The organism is Occallatibacter sp. FHG110214_02 (assembly GCF_059115385.1).
The window spans coordinates 49,623-68,598 of sequence record NZ_JBZYWK010000008.1 but is presented as its reverse complement, the minus strand read 5'-3'; the positions used below and the strand labels follow the sequence as shown (position 1 = coordinate 68,598).

Genomic DNA, 18,976 nt, shown 5'->3' with positions numbered 1-18,976 from the left:
AGAAGAGATAAGCGAAGAGACGTTTCCTGTGCGGTGTGACGGTTTCTCCGTTGCAGACAGGTGAGGCTCCGGAAGTGCAGGCTGGAGGTATTGAGCCGATGTGGAAGTTGCCGTCTTCCAGCAAAAGTGCGATAGGCTCTAAAGAGCGATGGAGATTACCTGCAGCCGTTGTCACCAGGCGATACCTGCCGATGGCCTTTACTGCCCGACTTGCGGGTTGCCGCAACTGGTTTATTCGGGCGAAGAGGGCGAGTCCTCTGCACAGGCGGAGCGGTGGGAGAGCACTGTGCGCGACGCGGGCGCGGTGGAGTGGAAGTCTGCTCTGCGCGCGGCGTTGATGCTGGCTGTGCCGGCAGGCCTGTTGAGCTGTGGAATGTCTCCTGTAGGCGCGCTGGCGCTGTTCTGGATGGCGGCAGGCGCGGCATGGGCCGTGATGTTGTATGCACGGCAGCAGAAGGTTGCCCAGCAGACTTTCTGGCTTACGGCAGGTGCGGGCGTGCGCATTGGGCTAGTCACGGGGATCCTGGCTGGCTGGCTGGCTTTTGCGGCTACGGGAATTTCGCTTTTCCTGACACGCTTTGCTTTTCACCAGGGCAAGAATATCGACGATAGCTGGCAGTCGCTGGTGGCGCAGGTCTCTGAGCAGTGGCAGCAGATGAGCACGGCGCGGCAGGATGCGCAGGCCGGGGAGTTGTTCAAGAGCGTTGCCGCATGGCTGCTGACGCCGGAAGGCCGCATTGGTTCTACGCTGGGCGCACTGGCAATGCTGGAGGCGGGTCTACTGGTGTTTGCCATGATTGGCGGAGCCGTGGGGGCGAAGCTGGTGAAAGGGCAGAGACTAAGGAGGGATGCAGGGTAGGTACTTATCGTTCTTGCTTCCCATAAGTTTTTGCCGTTTCTCTACAACTTCCTGCTTTCTTTTTCCTTGTTCTGTCGTGTCCGGTTCGCTTTACTTCCCCCCACTCGGCCTCGTATCATCCGTCGAGAGCATTACTCGCGAGAACACTCCATGACAGAAGCACAAAGCAAATCTTCCCTGCGCGTGAAGGGGCGGTTGATGTCCGCCTCCGAGATTGAACGTACGCTTGTACGGTTGGCGCACGAGATCGTCGAGAAGAGCAACGGCTGCGAGGGGATGGTGCTGGTTGGCATCAAGCGCCGTGGTGTGCCGCTGGCCGAAAGGCTGGGGAAGCTGATCTCGACGATTGAGAAGACGGCTGTGCCGACGGGCACGCTGGATATCCAGTTCTACCGCGATGATCTTTCGACGGCAGGGCTGAAGCCGGTTGTGACGGCGGGCACGCTGGGCGTGGAGATTGCGGGTAAGAATGTGATTTTGTGCGACGACGTGCTGTATACGGGGCGTACGATTCGTGCGGCGCTGGATGCGCTGTTTGACCACGGGCGTCCGCAAAAGGTGCAGCTTGCCGTGCTGATTGACCGCGGGCATCGTGAACTGCCGATTGAGGCTACCTATGTGGGCAAGAATGTGCCGACGAGCAGCCGCGAGATTATCGAAGTGAAGTTTCAAGAGGTTGATGCGGATGAGCAGGTTTTGCTTGTAGAACGCGTTGACTGAAAGGCAGCTTTTAGCTGTTAGCTATTAGCTTTTAGTTCGATGCTGATGGAGCTGGCTGTTGTGGCTACTACGCGATTAAGGACGGTTGGATGCCGCAGGATTTTCGCGACTTGACGGTTTGGCATCGCGCGATAGATTTAACGGTTTGTGTGTATTCGCTGACGCAGAAGTTTCCTAAGGAAGAGACCTACGGGTTAGCTTCGCAATTACGGCGCGCGGCGGTTTCCGTGGCGAGTAATATTGCGGAGGGCCGCGGCAGGTTGAACCATGCAGAGTTCAGACAGTTTCTCGGAGTTGCTTTAGGCTCAACGTTTGAGGTTCAGACGCAGCTTGTTGTTGCAAGCAGGCTGAAAATGGGGAATGAAGCAGCAATCAACGAAGCAACGGCGCTGAGCAATGAAGTTTCCAAAATGCTCACCGCTTTTATCCAAAAGCTTGGCTCAAAGCAGAAAGCTAAGAGCTAATAGCTAAGAGCTAATAGCTGATGAATGCGATTCGCCGCAAATTTAACACTCCTTCCGCTTCTGCTACTCCTTTTCCTTACAATTCGGGTTCGCTGCTTTCGGTGAATGACCTTTCACTGGAAGAGTTGAACCATGTTCTGGAACGGGCTACGGCGCTTGAGGCGCAGAACCCGCTGGAGCGGGACAAGATACTTGCCAAGCGGCGCGTGGCGCTGCTGTTTTATGAGGCTTCCACGCGGACGCGTACCAGCTTTGAGTTGGCAGCCAAGGCGCTGGGCGCGGATACGGCGCTGGTGTCGAACCTTTCTTCGAGCATTGAGAAGGGCGAGACGCTGAAGGATACGGGGCTGAATCTGCGGGCGCTGGGTGCGGAAGCGATTATTCTGCGGCATAGCTCGTCGGGTGGGGCGTGGCTGCTGGAAGCTTCCACTAAGCTGCCGGTGCTGAATGCGGGCGATGGCATGCACGAGCATCCGACGCAGGCGCTGCTGGATTTGCGGACGATTCTTGCGCATCTTAAGCCGGGCGTGAGGAATGTGGGGCCGGAGACGCTGAAGGGCGTGACGGTGACGATTACCGGAGATATTCTGCACAGCCGCGTGGCGCGGTCGAATGCGCTGCTGCTGCCTCGGTTGGGTGCGGAGGTGGTGTTTTGCGGGCCGAATGCGCTGCTGCCGGAAGTGGCGGTGACGATTGGGCCGGGCGTCAGCATTGAGCGCAATTTTGAAGCGGCGCTGAAGCGGTCGAACGTGGCGATGATGCTGCGCATCCAGGCGGAGCGGCTGGCCGGCTTGCAGTTGGATCTTGAAGAGTACAAGGCTGCATACCAGTTGACCGGCGAGCGGCTGGCGAGGCTGGCTCCCGAGGCGGTGGTGATGCATCCGGGGCCGATTATTCGTGGGCTGGAGATTACGAGCGGCGTGGCGGATGGGCCGCAGTCGGCGATTCTGGAACAGGTGACGCATGGGCTGGCGATTCGCATGGCGGTGATTGAGCGCGCGCTTGGCGCCGGCGGAAAAACTACATCGGAAAAGAGCACTGCGGCTGGAACGAAATCCGGAGCGCGGAAGAAGGGGGCGCGCGGATGACGGCCATTGCGATTAAGAACGGACATTTGATTGATCCCGGCACGGGGATTGATGCGCCGAAGGACATTCTGCTGAAGGATGGCCGCGTGGCAGAGGTTGCTGCTCCGGGGAAGCTGAAGGGCACGAATGGCGCGCAGATTGTGAATGCGAAGGGGCTGGTGATTGCGCCGGGGCTGATTGATATTCACGTGCATCTGCGCGAGCCGGGGCAAGGGCATAAGGAGACGATTGCCTCTGGGACGGCTGCGGCGGCTGCGGGTGGGTTTACGGCTGTGGCGGCTATGCCCAATACGATTCCGGTGAATGATTCGCCGGAGATTACGCGGTGGATGCAGTCTCCGGAGCGTGGGGCTTCGGTGCGTGTGTTTCCGATTGGCGCAGCAACGCGCGGGTCGAAGGGCGAGGTGCTGAATGACTTTGCAGCGTTGAAGGCTGCGGGTGCGGTTGCGGTGACGGATGACGGGCATCCGATTTTGAAAGACACCGTGATGCGCGATACGCTGACTGCCGCGGCGCGCGTGGGGCTGAGCGTTATTCAGCATGCGGAAGATACGCGGATGACCGTGGGCGCTAGCATGAATGCGGGTCCGGTGGCGTTTCGGTTGGGATTGCGTGGCATGCCTGTGGAGGCGGAGTCGGGGCTTGTGGAGCGCGATATCCGGCTGGTGACGGAGCTGCGCTCGGACAAGGTGCATCTGCATGTGGCGCATACTTCCACGGCGAAGGCGATTGAGGCAGTGCGGCAGGCGCGGCGGAATGGGCTGCGCGTGACTTGCGAGGTTGCTCCGCATCACTTTCTGCTGACAGATGAGCACGTGGGGTACTACGACACGAATTGCAAGATGAATCCGCCGCTGCGGAGTGCTGCGGACCGCGATGCGATGCTTGAGGCCATTATGGATGGCGTGGTGGATGCGATTGCTACCGATCATGCGCCGCATGCTACGCATGAAAAGGAAGTTGAATTTGAGCGGGCTCCGAATGGGATTACCGGGTTGGAGACGGCTCTCGGTTTGTGCATCAAGTGGCTTCACGGGGAGGCGAAGATGCCGCTGGGACGTGTGCTGAGCTTGCTGAGCGCGCAGCCTGCGGCGGTGCTGGGACTCAGGGGGCGTGGTTCGCTGGCTGTGGGCAACTTTGCTGATGTAGTGGTGTTTGATCCTAAAGAAGAATGGACGTATCGCGTGGCGGAGACGAAGTCGAAGTCGCGTAATACCCCGTTCGACGGATGGACAATGCAAGGCAAGGTGAAGTGGACGATTAGCGAAGGCCGGGTGGTATTTGCCTCAAATTGAGGCTTGCGTCCGTGGGCACAGGCAGCATATTCTCGGCCCTCGGATCCAAACGGAATGCAGGCTAATTAGAAAAGAGGTTCACACTATGTATAACTTTCGCAAAACAATTGCTATTGCTCTCGCGACTATTACTCTGGCAGGCGGCATGACGATTGTCGAAGCCCAGCACGGAAGGTATGGCGGATATGGGCACCATGGGCGCCCGTACTATGGCCATCGCGGTGGACCGGGTGGCTTTCATCGGCCAGCTCCCATGGGATACAGGGGCGGATACTATCGCCACAACGAGTGGCGCCGCGGTTATCGCTTGCCTCCCGGGGTGTGGGGTGGCGGCATGGTGATTAACGATTACGGCTACTATCACCTGAGCCCTCCGCCATATGGCTACCAGTGGCGCTACATCGACGGCAACTATGTGCTTGCTGCCATGGCTACGGGCGTCATTTCTTCGCTCATTATCGGCTCCATGGTGCGTTAAGCTGTTGGTGTTTTGTGTATACGCAGGCCGCCCGGGCTCTCCGGGCGGCTTTGCTGTTTTACAGCCACTTTAAAGCTGCGATGCTTTGGCAGGCTGGACAACATATCCCTTGCTGCGTGAATCCAATTGAAAGCGTACCCGCAACAAGAATTGGAGAAGCCATGCACATCCTTAGCAAAGCAGTTGCCTATTCTCTCGTCAGCGCTACGCTGGCAGGGGGAACCGTAATCGCACAAGGGCCTCCACAGAACTCGAAGCAGCAACCCACGCACCCAACGCCCGGCGCGAGGCCCGGCGGCAATCGTCCGGGTGGTGGTAACAACAATCGTCCCTCGCAACCGAACCGTCCTTCGCAGCCCAATCGTCCGTCGCAGCCGAGCCGTCCGGGTGGAAATCGGCCGGGTGGCGGCGGAAGCCGTCCGATTCACCGTCCTGGGCCGCCTTCGGGATATCATGGCCGCGGCTACGTCCGTCATTCCGGCTGGCGGCGTGGGCGTCGTATTCCGATGAGCTACTGGAGCAGCGCTTACGTGGTGGATGACTGGGGCTCGTACGGTCTCTCGGCTCCTCCCTATGGGTACCAGTGGCGCTATGTGGATGGCCAGTTTGTGCTGGCTGCTATCGCTACGGGGCTTATTTCGTCGGTAATTCTTGCGGCGCTGGGCAACTAAAACGGAAAACCGGATTGCGGAACGCCTCGCATTTTTTAACAAAATGCGAGGCGTTTTTGCGTTGCGTTCCGCATGTAAAGAGCTGATGCAAAAGGTAATATGAGAGCTGCAGCGCAAGACAACGGCTTTGCGCTGCGCTGAATCCAAGGATTCGTAAGTAGAAAGTAGATATATAGGAGAACGCATGCAGAGCATTCGGAAGATTGTTGCCATTCCCCTGCTTGGCGCGGCTCTTTTGAGCAGCCAGAGCGTGTTTTCACAAGGTCGGCACGACGATAGACGCGATAACAACCACTTTGTGCGCCATGATGAGTGGCGCAAGGGATACCGCATGCCCCAGGGCGATTGGGGCCGTGGGGACCGTGTTTCCAACTGGAACCGCTATCACCTGCATCGTCCGCCGCGCGGCTATGAATGGCGCCGTGTGGATGGAAACTTCGTTCTTGCCGCAGTGGCGACCGGAGTGATTGCTTCCGTGGTGGCTGCGGCTGCTGCGCAGTAACAACTGAAGATAGAAACAGGAATCCCGGCAGCTTGAGAGCTGCCGGGATTTTTTGTGTCGATGGCCAGTCCCTATGCCTTGCGGCGGTAGAGGATTTGGAAGTCGTAACCGGGGTTGGCGGGGAAGAGGCTCGCGATATGGCGCAGGCGCTCAGCTAATGCGGGTGCTACCAGAAGCGGGTATTCGCGTTCGCGCAGATCGTGGTAGTCGAAGTCCACGGCGAGCGAGAGCATGTAAATAGCCAAGGCATCTGAGAAGGTGGCTTCGGCGTACTGGTTGCGGGCCTGCTCGTCGATTTTCTGCTGGCTGCGCGAGTCCTGTGCGCGGCGGCGGGCTTCCCAGGCGTCTACGCTGGTTTCGCCGCGGGTCTGGGCCTCAGCTTGTGACCAGACGAGGTCGCTGAAGCTTGCGGGGACGCCGGCGGCGTCTACAAAGTTATGCGCTACGTTGATGAAGAATTCAAAGGCCAGGCCGAAGCGGTCTTCTACGAGGCGGGTGGAAATAAATACGGCGTCTGTGGAGCCGAAAGTGGCGTTGCGATGACAGACGGCGCGGTCTCCGAGCTCGACGGTGTAGGCCGGAGCGATGAGCACTTCGCCTGTGTCAGCAATGGCGAGCGGGACGAAGAAATAAGCGCGGCGCGCCAGGGCTGCCGACATGGAGGCGGGAACGGCTCCGATGAGGCGTTCGAGGTCAGACTCGGGAATACGGGTTTCGCCCCAGGCAGCATATTGGATGCCGTTGGCGGCTTTGATGAGGCTGGTTTGCGAGGCGACTTTGTCGGCCTGCCAAAGTTCGAGCTGTGCGGTGCTGGTCATACAGAATTAGTATTCTAGATGAGTAAACCATATGACAGCGATTCCTTCGCAATTTGGCCGTCAGGATGGCGGAACAGTTTTCGGATTTCCGCTAAAGGGTTTTGGACTGCTGAGCAGCTTACTGCTCTCGTTCTCCTCCGCGATTCTTACGTTTTGCGTGACGACGACGGTGGCGATTTTTGTGCTGCTGGCGATGCGATTGGCTGGCGGCAAGGCCGTCGATTTTGCGGTGAGTTATCGCGATATCGGGTTTCCGGCGGCGGTGATTGTGCTGGCGGTGGCGCTGCCGTTTTTTCTTATTCTGTGGGCGCGGGCAAAGTTTCTTAACAAGTAGAGGTGCGGATGGCGGTTGAGTCGATTTCGCTGGGTGAGTTGCAGGGAGCGCTGCAGGAAGGCGCGCAGAGCGGGGCAATTCGGAACTGGGTTGCAGAGCTTGAGGCGGGCAAGGTGATTTATTTTCCCGAGACGCCGGTGCCGATTCCCGCAGCGGACTTGCAGACGCTGCTTACCGGCTCGCAGACGGATTCGCGGCTGCACAAGAACATTGCTTACAAGCCGAATCGCGACGAGCTGACGGGCGTGGATGAGAAGACTTCTCCGCCGGAGGCCGTGCGTGAGCTGCATGCGATTATGCGGCGGTATTCGGCGAGCGTTGAGGGGTTCCTGACGAAGTTTCTTGCGCCGTATGAGAAGCGGTGGACGCTGGATTATGCGAGCTACCGGCCGATTGAGGAGCAGGGGCGCGACTTGAGTGTGCGGCGGCGGAATGATTTGCTGCATACGGATGCCTTTCCGACGCGGCCTACGAAGGGCTGGCGGATTCTGCGGTTCTTTCACAACATTCACCCGACGCGGACTCGCGACTGGGTTACGGGCGAGCCGTTTGCCGGGGTGATTGGGGAGTTTGTGCCGGGTAAGCTGCCGGTTCCGCAGCCGGATAATGCGCTGTCTTCGGCAGGCAAGGGGATTGCAAAGGGGCTTGGGCTGGGCAAGCTGGTTCCGCAGGTGAAGCGGACGCCTTATGACGAGTTCATGATGCAGCTTCACAACACGATGAAGGAAGATGCGGCGTTTCAGGAGAAATCTCTGCGGGAGGAGTTTCAGTTTGCGCCGGGGGCGAGCTGGATGGTTTATACCGAGACGGTTCCCCATGCGGTGCTGGCGGGGCAGTATGCGCTGGAGCAGACGTTCCTGATTGATCCGGCGGCGATGGTGGTGCCGGAGTCGGCTCCGGTGCGGGTGCTGGAGAAGATGGCAGGGGCGCGGCTGGTTTGAGAGGCAGGGTACGGGGTGCCGGGGGTGTGTACCTACCTTTTGTGTCGATTTGCATTAATGCAGCGGTCGTTTTTGTAAGGAGTTGAAATATAAAGCTATATGGTTGGTTTTGCCTATTTACCTATTCGTTAATAGGTTGGCGAAAAGTGGTTACTTTTCAGAAAAAATGTCGCAAAAAAAACTTTTTTGGGGCGGAATGATGAACGGCCCGATTCCAAAGGAATCGGGCCGTTTTTCTGCTTGATTTTTAGTGTGGCACAAAAGGGGTTAATTGAGCGCAAGAGTTATCCACAGATTTGGGATTTATTTTGCATTGCATGCAGCGGCTGCGCGCTTGGCGCGCCACAAGACTTTTGTGACCCTCCCGGTGGTCGGGGATTGGGGTTGTGTGGAAGGCAGCGAAAGGCAACCGCAGATCCTTCACTCCGACTACCCCACGAACGATGAAACCGTTCGCGGGGCCCCAATGCGCTTCGTTCAGGATGACACTGCCTTCTTTTGTGGGAAAACCAGGGCACTACGTTGTTTGTGGGAGAGCTTAGATGTGGGGGGGGAACTGGCGGTATGCGTATCCCACCCTTGCGACAGGGAAAAGTCGCAAGAATGGGGCACGGGACTTTGTGTGTGTGCAGATCTAAAAGCTACGTTTGTGATTGGTGGGCCGTATTGTTACGGCCCTTTCTTTTAGAGGCGTTCGGCTACGGATTTGGCCTGGGTGAAGAGGTAGAGGTAGTCCGGGCCGCCGGCTTTGGAGTCGGTGCCGCTCATGTTGAAGCCGCCGAAGGGGTGCGCGCCGACCATTGCGCCGGTGCATTTGCGGTTGAAGTAGAGGTTGCCGACGTGGAACTCGCGGCGGGCGATGTCGAGCTTGGTGCGGTCCGTGGTGTAGATTGCGCCTGTCAGGCCGTACTCGGTGTTGTTGGCGATTTTCAGGCCGTCTTCAAAGTCGTTTGCCTTGATGAGCGCCAGAACTGGTCCGAAGATTTCTTCCTGTGAGAGGACTGCGTCGGGGGCGATGTCGGCGAAGACAGTGGGTTCGAGGAGGTAGCCGCCATCCGGCGTGTTGACGGCGTGGCCGCCTGCAACCAGCATGCCTTCTTTTTTGCCCTGCTCGATGTAGCCGAGGATGGAGTCGTGAGCGGCCTTGTTGACTACGGGGCCGAGGTTAGGGTTTTCTACGGGGTTGCCGACGGTTAGCTGGGCTACCTTTTCGCGGACCTTTTCTACGAAGGTGTCGTAGATGGGGGCTTCAATGATGGCGCGGGAGCAGGCGGAGCACTTCTGGCCGCTGAAGCCGAAGGCTGAGGCTACGACGCCGTCTACGGCTGCATCTACATCGGCGTCGGCGCAGACGAGGATGGAGTCCTTGCCGCCCATTTCGAGGATGGTGCGCTTGATCCAGATTTGGCCCTTTTGGGTTTTGGCGGCGCGCTCGTGGATGTCGAGGCCTACGGCTTTGGAGCCGGTGAAGGCGATGAAGCGGGTCTTGGGGTGCTCGACGATGGCGTTGCCGAAGGTTGCGCCGGAGCCGGGGCAGAAGTTCACCACGCCTGCGGGGAGGCCGGCTTCTTCGAGAACGTCAAAGAACTTGGCGGCGATGGTTGGGGAATCGCTGGACGGCTTGAGGATGACGGTGTTGCCGGCGACGATGGAGGCAGCGGTCATGCCGGCCATGATGGCGAAGGGGAAGTTCCACGGGGGGATGACTGCGCCGACGCCGAGGGGGATGTAGAGGAGCTGATTGTTCTCGCCGGGGTACTGGATGGGCGTGGTGGCCTGGGCGAGGCGGAGGGCTTCGCGGGCGTAGAACTCGAGGAAGTCGATGGTTTCGCCTACGTCGGCGTCGGCTTCGGCCCAGTTTTTGCCTACTTCATAGGTGAGCCATGCGCAGAACTCGAAGTGGCGCTGGCGGATGATTTCCGCGGCGGCGAGAAGCAGGGAGGCGCGGGTTTCTACCGGGGTGCGGCTCCAGCTTTCATAGGCGGCGAGGGCGGCGGTCATTGCGCGCTCGGCGTGCTCGGCGCCTGCTTTCTGGTGGATGCCGACGGTTTCCGCGGGCTTGGCGGGGTTTTCCGAGGTGATTTTGCCTTCTGTCCGCAGGCGCTGACCGCCGATTACGAGGTCGTATTCGCGCCCAAGCTGGTGTGCCACCTGGTCGAGAGCGGCACGCATGGAACGGGCGTTCCCCGGGGCTTTGAAGTCGGTGAAAGGCTCATTGCGGAAGTCTCCTTGCGGAGAACGCGGCTGAATTGCGGTCGGAAGAGTAATTGTTGCCATGACGAGATTGATTGTAGCTCCTATGGAGGATGGGTTGTGTAAGGTAAATTATTTCTCTATTGGATTATCGAGAGAATTATAGTTTTTTGTGTGCCGGAACGAGGTGGAGATTGGTAGAAAAAGTAGCCCTCAGGGGCTAAAGCCCGTACCCTTCCCAATAATTCGCGCTGGGAAACTGAATTTCCCGCAAATGTGTGGTGAAAACGAAACAAATCAGCGGGGGATGGGTTTGGACAGATATCGCGCCAGTTTGCGTGGCAGGTTTGCCGGCAGACGGATGGGGGACGCGAGGGTTTACGGGCCTAAAGACAGACCCCCTTTCAGTACTAGACCTGGCTCTTCGCGCTGTGTGGGCGGGTCAGGGGCAGTGAGCGGCATGCCGCCCTGCCTGGAGGAAAGCAGTGAAATTCCCATCCACCAAGAAGAGCGTGTTTGCTGGTCTGCTTGCAGTTGCCCTGGTTCTCCTTGCAACAAATCATGCGGTTGCGCAGTATGGCGCGCCGGACCCCGGCTATGGCGGCTATGCGCAGCCTCAGTATCCTCAGCAGCAGTATCCCCAACAGCAGCCTCAGTATGCTCAACAACCACAGTATGCGCAGCAGCAGCCTTATTATGGCTATGCGCAGCAGGGGTATGGGCCGGAACAGCAGCAGTTGAATTATGCGCCGCAGGGTGCGGTGGCTGCTCCGATGGCAGCACAGGCAGCTATGGACCCTGGGCAGCTTGAGCAGTTGGTGGCTCCGATTGCGCTTTATCCCGACGCGCTGGTGGCGCAGATTCTTGCTGGTGCTACTTATCCGGCGCAGATTGCTTCGGCGGACCAAATGGTGCACCAGATGGGCATGGCTGATCCGAATGCGATGGCCGCGGCGGCGAGCGGGCAGACGGCGTGGGACCCGAGCGTGAAGGCGCTGACGGCTTATCCGCAGGTGCTGGATATGCTGGCAGGGAATTTGCAGTGGACTACGGTGCTGGGGAATGCGTATTACAACCAGCCGCAGGATGTTTTGCAGACGGTGCAGGTGATGCGCATGCGGGCGCAGCAGGCGGGCACGCTGGTGAATACGCCGCAGATGCAGGTGATGCAGAATGCGGGGTACATCTCGCTGGCTCCGCCGACGCCGGACATGATGTATGTGCCGACGTATAACCCTTGGACGGCTTATGGCGATCCGGTGCAGCCTTATCCGGGGTTCTCATTTACGGGCATTTTGAGCACGCTGGCGAATGCGTTTATGGGCGGGTTTGGCGGGAACGGGATTGGCTCGGGGTTTGGTGGCGGCGGTGGTCCGCTGCAGTTTCTGGCGAGCTTTGCGCTGGGGGCGTTTAATCGCACTCCGTTTGGGCTGATTTCGTGGGGGCTGGACTGGCTGTTTAATGCGCTGACTTTCCACCACAACGACTACTACACGGCGAGCCGGTCGGTGCGCGACTGGGGGTTGCCGCATGGCGGGCCGCGGTATTATGCGCGGACGGCTTATGCGGGGAACCGCTTTGGCGGCGGGTTCCGGAATGGCGGGTATAACCACGAGGCGATTGCTGTGCATGGCGGGCAGCGGTTTGGCGAGAATCGCTTTGGCGGCAACAATTTTGGCGGGCGGATGCAGACGGGCTTTAATCGTTCGCAGCCGGTGGGGGGCCGGCCGGTTTATAACGGCGGGCAGCAGTTTGCGGGGAATCGTGATATGGGCCGGGGGATGGAACAGTTCCGCGGGCAGTATGGGAATGGGTTTGCGAACCGGGCGCTTCCTACGCCGGCGCGGCAGGATTATTCGCGTGGCGGGTTTGGCGGCGGGATGAATGCAATGCAGCCTTCGCGGCAGACTTATCAGAGTTCGATGAACGGGTTCCGCGGGAATGAGGGCGGCTTTGGGCGGCAGAGCTCGATGGCTTTTGGTGGGGGGCAGAATTTTCACCAGGAGCGCGGCGGGTTCTTTGGCGGCGGGTCGTACAAGGCTCCCAAGTTCAGCGAGCCTAAGATGGGTGGCTTTGGCGGCGGATTTAAAGAGCCCAAGATGCCGAAGATGCAATCGTTCAAGGCGCCTAAGGAGCACTTTGGCGGCGGCGGTGGCGGGCATTTTGGTGGTGGCCACGGCGGCGGTGGTGGGCACTTTGGCGGCGGGCATCATCACTGAGGACTGATTGAGTGCAAAGGAAAACGGCGGATGAGTTTGAGGCTCATTCGCCGTTTCCTTTTGTGGTTGTGTTCTTGGGCTCTGCTATTGTGGGTTCCATGCTTTCGCTGGTGATGTTACTTGGTATGGCTGGAGAATCTCCGCGTAATGTGGATGGCGCGCGCGATTTTGTACGGGCGGTGTATGCGCGGTACAGTTCCGCAGATGACTCGGATACGTATTTGCTCGGGCAGAAAAGACGTGCTGAGCTTTCGCCCTCGCTGCTGCGGTTGATTCAGCACGATATTGATACGACACCGAAGGGAGAGGTGGGCAAGCTGGATTTCGATCCGATTTGCTCGTGCCAGGATCCGGGTGGGATGCGCGTGGAGTCGATTGCAGTGCATGTCGGGAATGGCCACCTGGTGATTGCTACGGTGAAGCTGCGATTTCCGGAGCCGAAGGTGGTGGTTGTTCGGTTGACGCTGATGGAGATGCCGGATGGATGGAAGATTGATGACGTGGGCAGTGCAGATGTGCCGAGCTTAAGGAAGTTTTTGAGAAGCGCCGGAGAGTAAGGCTCCGGCGCTTTTTGATTAGCGCGTTTCGGTGAGGGCTTCGGTTTGTTTGCTCATTTTGGCGGTGCGTTCGAGTTTGTCCCAGTTGAAGGGTTTGCCGTCGATGGCGCGGCGGATGGTTTTGAAGAGCACTACGGAGAAGAGCTGGCGGTAGCTGAAGCGCTGGAGCCAGATGTGGAAGAGAAGCCAGCCGTCGCCCTTGTTGGCGGGGTGGCGGCGTTCGAGGCTGAAGGCTACGGCGGAGGTTACGAAGTCAATCAGCATGAAGGCCATGAAGTAGGTTACGAGCTTCATGAAGCTGGCGGAAGACGTGGCTCCGGGGTGGTAGTGACGGTCGATGAAGTAGTGGATGACACCGTAGACGAACATCAGGTCAATGAAGGGTGAGACCAGCGGGAGCAGCATCTGGAAGACGAGGATGTTGGGCAGCGCGAAGAAGCCCATTGCCTTGTTCCTGGTGAATGCGGCGCGGTGCTTCCAAACGGCCTGCAGGGTTCCGAAGGACCAGCGGAAGCGCTGGCGCATGAGGCCCTTTGCGTCGATGGGGGCTTCGGTGAAGGCGAGGGAGCGGTCTTCGTAGACGACCTTGAGGCCTTGTTCGAGGAGGCTCATGGTGAGGTCGGCGTCTTCGGCGACGGTGTTGATGGGGTAGCCGCCAGCTTTTTTTACGGCCTCTGTGCACCATGCGCCGATTGCGCCGGGGACTACGGTGACTACATGGAAGAGGTCGAGGGCGCGGCGCTCGAAGTTCTGGCTGGTGATGTATTCGAGGGCTTGCCAACGGGTCCAGAGATTGACTCGGTTGCCGACTTTGGCGTTGCCGGCGACGGCTCCGATGCCCTTGTCCTCAAAGTGGGGGATGAGCTTGGAGATGGCGTCGGCGGCGATGACGGTGTCGGCGTCGATGCCTACGTAGTAGAGCTCATCTACGTGTTCGAGGGCGTAGTTGAGCGCTGCTGCCTTGCCGCCGTTTTCCTTTTCGAGCACGGTTACGCGGCCTGCGGTGATTTCTGTTGCGTAGGCCTGGCGGGCTACTTCGGCGGTGCGGTCCTTGGAGCCGTCGTCGATGACAATGACGCGGAGGTTGGCGTAGTCGGAGTTGAGAACGGAACGGATGGTGCGGACGATTACTTTCTCTTCGTTATAGGAAGGAATGAGTACGGCTACGCGTGGGTTGAAGCTGGCGGTTGCCTCCTTATGCGGGCGACGGAGACGGTCGATGAGTGCGAAGAGGCCTACGAGAATCAGGCGGGCGCTCATGAGGATGTCGCCTACGAAGAAGACCATGACGATGAAGTTGGTAATCGCCGAGAGCATGGTGAAGGCGGCGAGGTCGGGTAGTGTTGCTACGCGCTGCCAGAAGGTGAGGCGGGGCATTACGTCGGCGGTGGTTTTGCCCATGAGCGAGGAGACGGGCACTATCTGATAGCCGTGGGCGCGGAGGGTGTCAATCAGCACGGGCAGTGCGGCGATGGTTGCGGAGCGGTCGCCGCCGCCGTCGTGCATGAGGATGACGGAGCCGCGGGTCTGCGGCTTGGCCTTCATGTGGGCGAGCTGGTCGAGTACGGAGTTGGCAATGCTGGTGGGAGTTTTGCGAACGCGCTCGTCCCAATCGTTGGTGTCGATTTTATTGCCGACTACGATGAGGCCCATCTGTTGAATCTGCACGACGGGCCGGGCCTGGTCGTCGGTGTCGGGCTCTTCATCGATGTCATAAGGCGGACGGAAGTAGAGCGGCTGCACGCCTAGCTTGGCCGCGAAGAGGCGGTTGGTCAGCTTGAGCTCCAGGTCTAGCTGGCGCGGCGAGATTTCGCTGATGTCGGGATGGGTGAAGGTGTGGTTGCCGATTTCATGGCCTTCTTTGGCGACGCGCTGCATGAGGCTCATGTTTTGCTGAGCCTCTTCGCCAATCATCATGAAGGTGGCGTGGACGTTCTTCTGCTTGAGAATGTCGAGAATCTTGGGCGTCCACTTGGCGTCGGGGCCGTCATCGAAGGAGATGGCGACCTGGTTGGGCTTGTAGCCGTACTGCTGGATTGTGTAGAGGCTTGGGTAGACGTCCATGTGCTCATCGATGATGAGCTTTTTGCGCGGGTCGGGCTCGTCGGTGTCGATTTCGACGGTTCGTTTGCCGGTTTTGGGCAAGCCGGTTACGCGGATGATGTCGCCTTCGCCTTCGTCGTCGAGGTCATGGCCGGGGTCTACAGCGTTGAGGGCGTGCAGGGCGTCGGGGCTGCTTGGCTTGTCCCACACGTTCCATAGGGAGCTATCTTCTTCCCCTAGCCGCCAGAGGGCGAAGGTTTGCAGACCTAGCTGTCGTGCTCCGCGGAGCTCGTTGAGGACGGTTACGGAGTCGAGGAACCAGACTACGTGGCGCTGGTTGTCGTCTTCATCGATGTACTCGAAGTGGGGGTTGAGCGTGTCGTAATCGAGATTGAGGTCGGCGTCGGCATCGGAGGCGCGCTGCCAGACTTCGGAGACGGTGAGGTCTTCAGTATTGAGAACTTTTGGGGCGACGGGCTTGGGCTGTTTGCCGTGCCTGGGTTTTGCCGGTGTGGGCGGGATGGACATGGCCCAGTCGTAACCGTAGTTGCCGATGGCGCAGATGAGCTTTTGCTTGGGCACGAGCTTGAGCACGTGGCGCAGGTTGTTGAGGAACCACTCCTGCGGCGCGATGGGGCCGGGATCGCTTTCGACCTCGTGGAGGTCGTAGTTCATGAGGATGATGCCGTCTGTGCTGGTGGCCAGCTCTTTGAAGTAGACGTCGTCGAGGCTGACGGGGACGTTGATGTAGAGCTTGAGTCCGCGAGGGGCGAAGTCCGCGTAGAGCTCACGGACGAGCGCCATGTAGTTGGGCAGCGAGGCGTCGGGGAGGTTCTCGAAATCGAGCGAGAGGCCGTGGTAGGCGGGCATGGCCGCGAAGAAGCGCATGAGCTGCTGGCGCAGGGCGGCGCGCTTGCCTGCATCGGCGAGCAGGGTGGCGATTGCGGGGTCGAAGTTGCCTACGCTGGGGTTGTAGTTGGTGAGGTGGGGGAAGACTTCGGTGTCTTCATGGGTTTCCTGAATGACGCGCTTGATCTTGTTGGCGTCATCGGGGTCATGGACAGTGTTGCCGTCGATGATGTGGTACTCGTGATAGTCGGTGTCGATGGAGAGCAGCGAGGGGTCGGGCGCGTTGACGTGCAGCCACTCGGGGAAGAGCAGGTCAATCTGATGGACGTGCGCTTTGAAGGAAGAAAAGCTGGTGGCGTCGTCGGGGACGTAGTAGGCGGCGCGGATTCCTTCGCCGGTGTTGAGGGGAATATCTGAGGGGCGGCCTGTGCCTTTGCGACGGGCCGGTGCGGTGCGGGCCGTCTTGAGCAGAGGCGTGCGGTCGTTGAGCGCCTTGTAGTTATGCCGGGGAATGGGGAGCAGGAGCTCGGGCAGAGGCTGACCGCGCAGGGTGTTGAAGATCACTCCGGCGACGACGAGGGTGACGATGACAGCGACGGCGTCCAGAATGCGGCGCAACCGCTTCCAGCGCTTGCGTTGGGGGTCGTAGAAAATCTGCTTCTCTGGCATTGTGGGTAGGCCTGTTTCCGATTGTGCCGGGAAAACCTGTCTTGAGGTTCTAAGCTATACAGTACAGTACGAATCGTATGGAAGCCGCCTACCGGAGTCAACCCGCGCAACCAGTTGTTAAAACACGCTTTGGCCGCATGAAAACCGGCGCGGTGATCTCCGCTGTGATGGCGCTGGTTGCGGGCGCGGCGCTGCGGCTCTGGATGCTGCGGACGTTTTTTGAAATCAGCGGAGATTCGCGCATCTACGGCGGGCTGGCTAAGAACCTCCTGTTGCATGGGCGGTACGCCATTTCTGATAACAGCGGCGTTCTGCATTCGACGCTGATTAGGCTGCCGGGTTATCCGCTTTTTCTTGTGGCTTGCTTCAAGGTTTTCGGGATGGAGAACTACTTCTGGGTGGTGGTGGTGCAGGTTGTCTGCGAGCTTGTGGGCTGCGCGATGCTTGCTGCCGCCGCATGGCGGATTAGCCCGGAAAACTGGCGTGTGCGCGCGGGGCTGGCTACGCTGTGGCTGGCTTGCCTTTGCCCTTTTACGGCGGTTTATACGGTGGCTACGTTGACGGAGGCGTTGACCTGCTTTGTGATTGCGGCGGCGCTGTGGTCGGTGGCTCGGTTTCAGGACAGGCAGACGTGGGGCGCGGCGCTGGGGTTTACGCTAGCGGTTGCTTTTGCGGCTTTGCTGCGGCCGGATGGGGCGCTGGCGGGGGTGGCGTTTGCTGTTCCGATGCTGGCGGGTTTGTGGCGCAGGGAGGCGAAGCAGCGTGTGGCGATGGCGGTGGTTTGTGTTGTGATTGCGGCTGCTCCTTTCGCGGTGTGGACGGCACGGAACTGGCGGGTCTTTCACGTGGTTCAGACGCTGGCTCCGCGTTATGCCACAGACCCCGGTGAGCCTACGTGGCCGGGTTGGCAGCGGTGGATGAAGACGTGGTGCCTGGATTTTGTTTCTACGAACCAGATTTACTGGAACGCGCCGGATGGGGAGTTTGACGTGAGCAAGCTGCCGGAGCGGGCGTTTGATTCGGCGGCGCAGCGGACGGAGACGGTTGCGATTGCGCAGCTTTATGAGGACAACGGCGAGGATTTTTCGGCGGAGATTGATGCGCGGTTTGCGAGGCTGGCGGACCAGAGGATTGCGGATAATCCGCTGCGGTATTATGTGTGGCTGCCTGCAGGGCGGGTGCTGGATATGCTTTTCAGGCCGCGGGTGGAGAATCTGCCGATTGATCTGGACTGGTGGGTTTATGCGCATCACAATGCGGAGACGAGCTTTAGCTGGGCTTATGCAGGGCTGAATGCGGTGTATCTGCTGCTGGGAGTGGTGGGGCTATGTTTGCGGCCTCGGCTGTGGCCTTGGATGCTACTTTACTTTGTATTGCGGTGCGGGCTTCTGGCGACGATTGAAGCGCCAGAAGCCCGGTATACGCTGGAGTTTTTTCCGATGGTGTTTGTGCTGGGCGGGGTTGCGATTGCGCGGTTGAGTGGCAGGGGCACAGCGTATGGTGATGAGGTCCGGGGCTAAAGCCCCTTTTTATTTGCGCTGATTTTTCAGGGGCCTGAAGGCCCCAGCTCCCTCCGATGATTACTTCAGCTCGAAGGCTTTTCCGGGCAGCGACGTATTGACCTTGATGTCGGTGTAGGTGCAGATGCGGTAGGCGTTGGGCTCGTCGAAGCGCTGCTTGAGGCTGACACCGCGGTCGGGGTCAATCCAAAGCGTGATCTTGGTGATTGTTTTGCGCACTTCAGGGTCTTTGGCTACCAGCTCAAGCTGCGCTACATTGACGCCGTCCAGTACTTGCGAGCTGATGTACTTGATATCCCACTTTGCGGTCAGGTCGTCGCCGCTGGCACCAAAGCCGAGGATTAAGTAGCTTTCCCACTTGGCTGCCGGGTAGGTGTGTACCTGCGAGCCGTCGTAGAAGTGCAGCGCGCCATTGGTGAAGTTGTAGGCGCTGGTTATTGGGCGTCCTCCGCGCTCGTGAATGTGCGCCGCCATTTTGAACGAGCCGCCATTCCGCTCGTAGTAGGAGACGCCTTTCAGGATTTCCGAGTCCGACACGGGGTCGGTCATCTCCGTGTCGAAGACAAAGCTGGCGGAAGAGGAATGGAACTTCTTGGCTGCTGCGTTCAGGCGGGCGAGGACGGAGTTCAGGTCATCGGCCTTGGCGGCTACGGGAGCCGCAAGGAGGGCAGTCAGCAGAAAGGAAAGAAAAAGTCGGGTACGTACGCGCATAGCTCTCCTTAAATTGGACGCCAGGGGCATGTCAAAGGAGCGTGA

At 59.2% G+C, this 18,976-nt stretch carries 17 protein-coding genes; 13 read left to right on the top strand and 4 right to left on the bottom strand.

Annotation, left to right across the window (positions count from 1 at the left end; all coding sequences use genetic code 11):
* The first annotated feature begins 148 nt into the window (after positions 1–148).
* The 8 genes from AC5S3R_RS09450 (at position 149) to AC5S3R_RS09415 (ending at position 6,077) form a co-directional block, all read left to right on the top strand.
* Positions 149–859 (top strand): hypothetical protein, encoded by a 711-nt coding sequence (locus AC5S3R_RS09450; RefSeq protein WP_494266780.1) that lies wholly within the window; start codon positions 149–151, stop codon positions 857–859.
* Positions 860–1,009: 150 nt separating this feature from the next.
* On the top strand, positions 1,010–1,579 hold the full coding sequence (pyrR, locus tag AC5S3R_RS09445; RefSeq protein ID WP_494266779.1) for a bifunctional pyr operon transcriptional regulator/uracil phosphoribosyltransferase PyrR: 570 nt from the start codon (positions 1,010–1,012) through the stop codon (positions 1,577–1,579).
* 89 nt (positions 1,580–1,668) lie between these two features.
* Entirely contained in the window at positions 1,669–2,043 is a 375-nt protein-coding gene (locus tag AC5S3R_RS09440) for a four helix bundle protein (protein ID WP_494266778.1), read from the top strand.
* Between the two features lie 20 nt (positions 2,044–2,063).
* Positions 2,064–3,131 carry an aspartate carbamoyltransferase catalytic subunit gene (locus AC5S3R_RS09435; protein ID WP_494266777.1) on the top strand — a complete coding sequence of 356 codons (1,068 nt, stop codon included), beginning with the start codon at positions 2,064–2,066 and terminating at the stop codon, positions 3,129–3,131.
* Entirely contained in the window at positions 3,128–4,426 is a 1,299-nt protein-coding gene (locus tag AC5S3R_RS09430) for a dihydroorotase (RefSeq protein ID WP_494266776.1), read from the top strand. Before AC5S3R_RS09435 ends, AC5S3R_RS09430 begins: the two co-directional genes overlap by 4 nt.
* 85 nt (positions 4,427–4,511) lie before the next feature.
* A complete protein-coding gene (locus AC5S3R_RS09425) occupies positions 4,512–4,904 on the top strand; it encodes an RcnB family protein (RefSeq protein WP_494266775.1) in 393 nt (130 codons plus the stop codon).
* 161 nt (positions 4,905–5,065) lie between these two features.
* Entirely contained in the window at positions 5,066–5,575 is a 510-nt protein-coding gene (locus AC5S3R_RS09420) for an RcnB family protein (protein WP_494266774.1), read from the top strand.
* Between the two features lie 184 nt (positions 5,576–5,759).
* Complete coding sequence (locus AC5S3R_RS09415; protein ID WP_494266773.1) at positions 5,760–6,077, top strand: RcnB family protein; 318 nt, start codon at positions 5,760–5,762, stop codon at positions 6,075–6,077.
* A gap of 71 nt (positions 6,078–6,148) precedes the next feature.
* On the opposite strand, the gene AC5S3R_RS09410 is transcribed toward AC5S3R_RS09415, so the two are convergent.
* Positions 6,149–6,895, bottom strand: a complete 747-nt coding sequence (locus tag AC5S3R_RS09410; protein ID WP_494266772.1) for a hypothetical protein — start codon at positions 6,893–6,895, stop codon at positions 6,149–6,151.
* Positions 6,896–6,926: 31 nt separating this feature from the next.
* Here AC5S3R_RS09410 and AC5S3R_RS09405 point away from each other — a divergent pair, with 31 nt between their 5' ends.
* A complete protein-coding gene (locus tag AC5S3R_RS09405; RefSeq protein WP_494266771.1) occupies positions 6,927–7,229 on the top strand; it encodes a hypothetical protein in 303 nt (100 codons plus the stop codon).
* A gap of 8 nt (positions 7,230–7,237) precedes the next feature.
* Positions 7,238–8,170: a Kdo hydroxylase family protein gene (locus AC5S3R_RS09400; protein WP_494266770.1), complete on the top strand. Its 933-nt coding sequence runs from the start codon at positions 7,238–7,240 to the stop codon at positions 8,168–8,170.
* Positions 8,171–8,854: 684 nt separating this feature from the next.
* Here the strand turns inward: AC5S3R_RS09400 and pruA are convergent.
* On the bottom strand, positions 8,855–10,447 hold the full coding sequence (pruA, locus tag AC5S3R_RS09395; protein WP_494266769.1) for an L-glutamate gamma-semialdehyde dehydrogenase: 1,593 nt from the start codon (positions 10,445–10,447) through the stop codon (positions 8,855–8,857).
* A gap of 401 nt (positions 10,448–10,848) precedes the next feature.
* On the opposite strand from pruA, the gene AC5S3R_RS09390 reads away from it, so the two are divergent.
* Entirely contained in the window at positions 10,849–12,582 is a 1,734-nt protein-coding gene (locus tag AC5S3R_RS09390) for a DUF3300 domain-containing protein (RefSeq protein WP_494266768.1), read from the top strand.
* A 125-nt stretch (positions 12,583–12,707) separates the two neighbouring features.
* Positions 12,708–13,139, top strand: a complete 432-nt coding sequence (locus tag AC5S3R_RS09385; protein WP_494266767.1) for a YqhG/Tai3 family protein — start codon at positions 12,708–12,710, stop codon at positions 13,137–13,139.
* 18 nt (positions 13,140–13,157) lie between these two features.
* Here the strand turns inward: AC5S3R_RS09385 and AC5S3R_RS09380 are convergent, their stop codons facing one another.
* Complete coding sequence (locus tag AC5S3R_RS09380) at positions 13,158–16,700, bottom strand: glycosyltransferase (protein WP_494266766.1); 3,543 nt, start codon at positions 16,698–16,700, stop codon at positions 13,158–13,160.
* Between the two features lie 77 nt (positions 16,701–16,777).
* On the opposite strand from AC5S3R_RS09380, the gene AC5S3R_RS09375 reads away from it, so the two are divergent.
* Positions 16,778–18,220 carry an ArnT family glycosyltransferase gene (locus AC5S3R_RS09375; protein WP_494266765.1) on the top strand — a complete coding sequence of 481 codons (1,443 nt, stop codon included), beginning with the start codon at positions 16,778–16,780 and terminating at the stop codon, positions 18,218–18,220.
* A gap of 60 nt (positions 18,221–18,280) precedes the next feature.
* Here AC5S3R_RS09375 and AC5S3R_RS09370 read toward each other — a convergent pair whose 3' ends face one another.
* Positions 18,281–18,931 (bottom strand): LolA family protein, encoded by a 651-nt coding sequence (locus AC5S3R_RS09370; protein WP_494266764.1) that lies wholly within the window; start codon positions 18,929–18,931, stop codon positions 18,281–18,283.
* Positions 18,932–18,976: the final 45 nt, after the last annotated feature.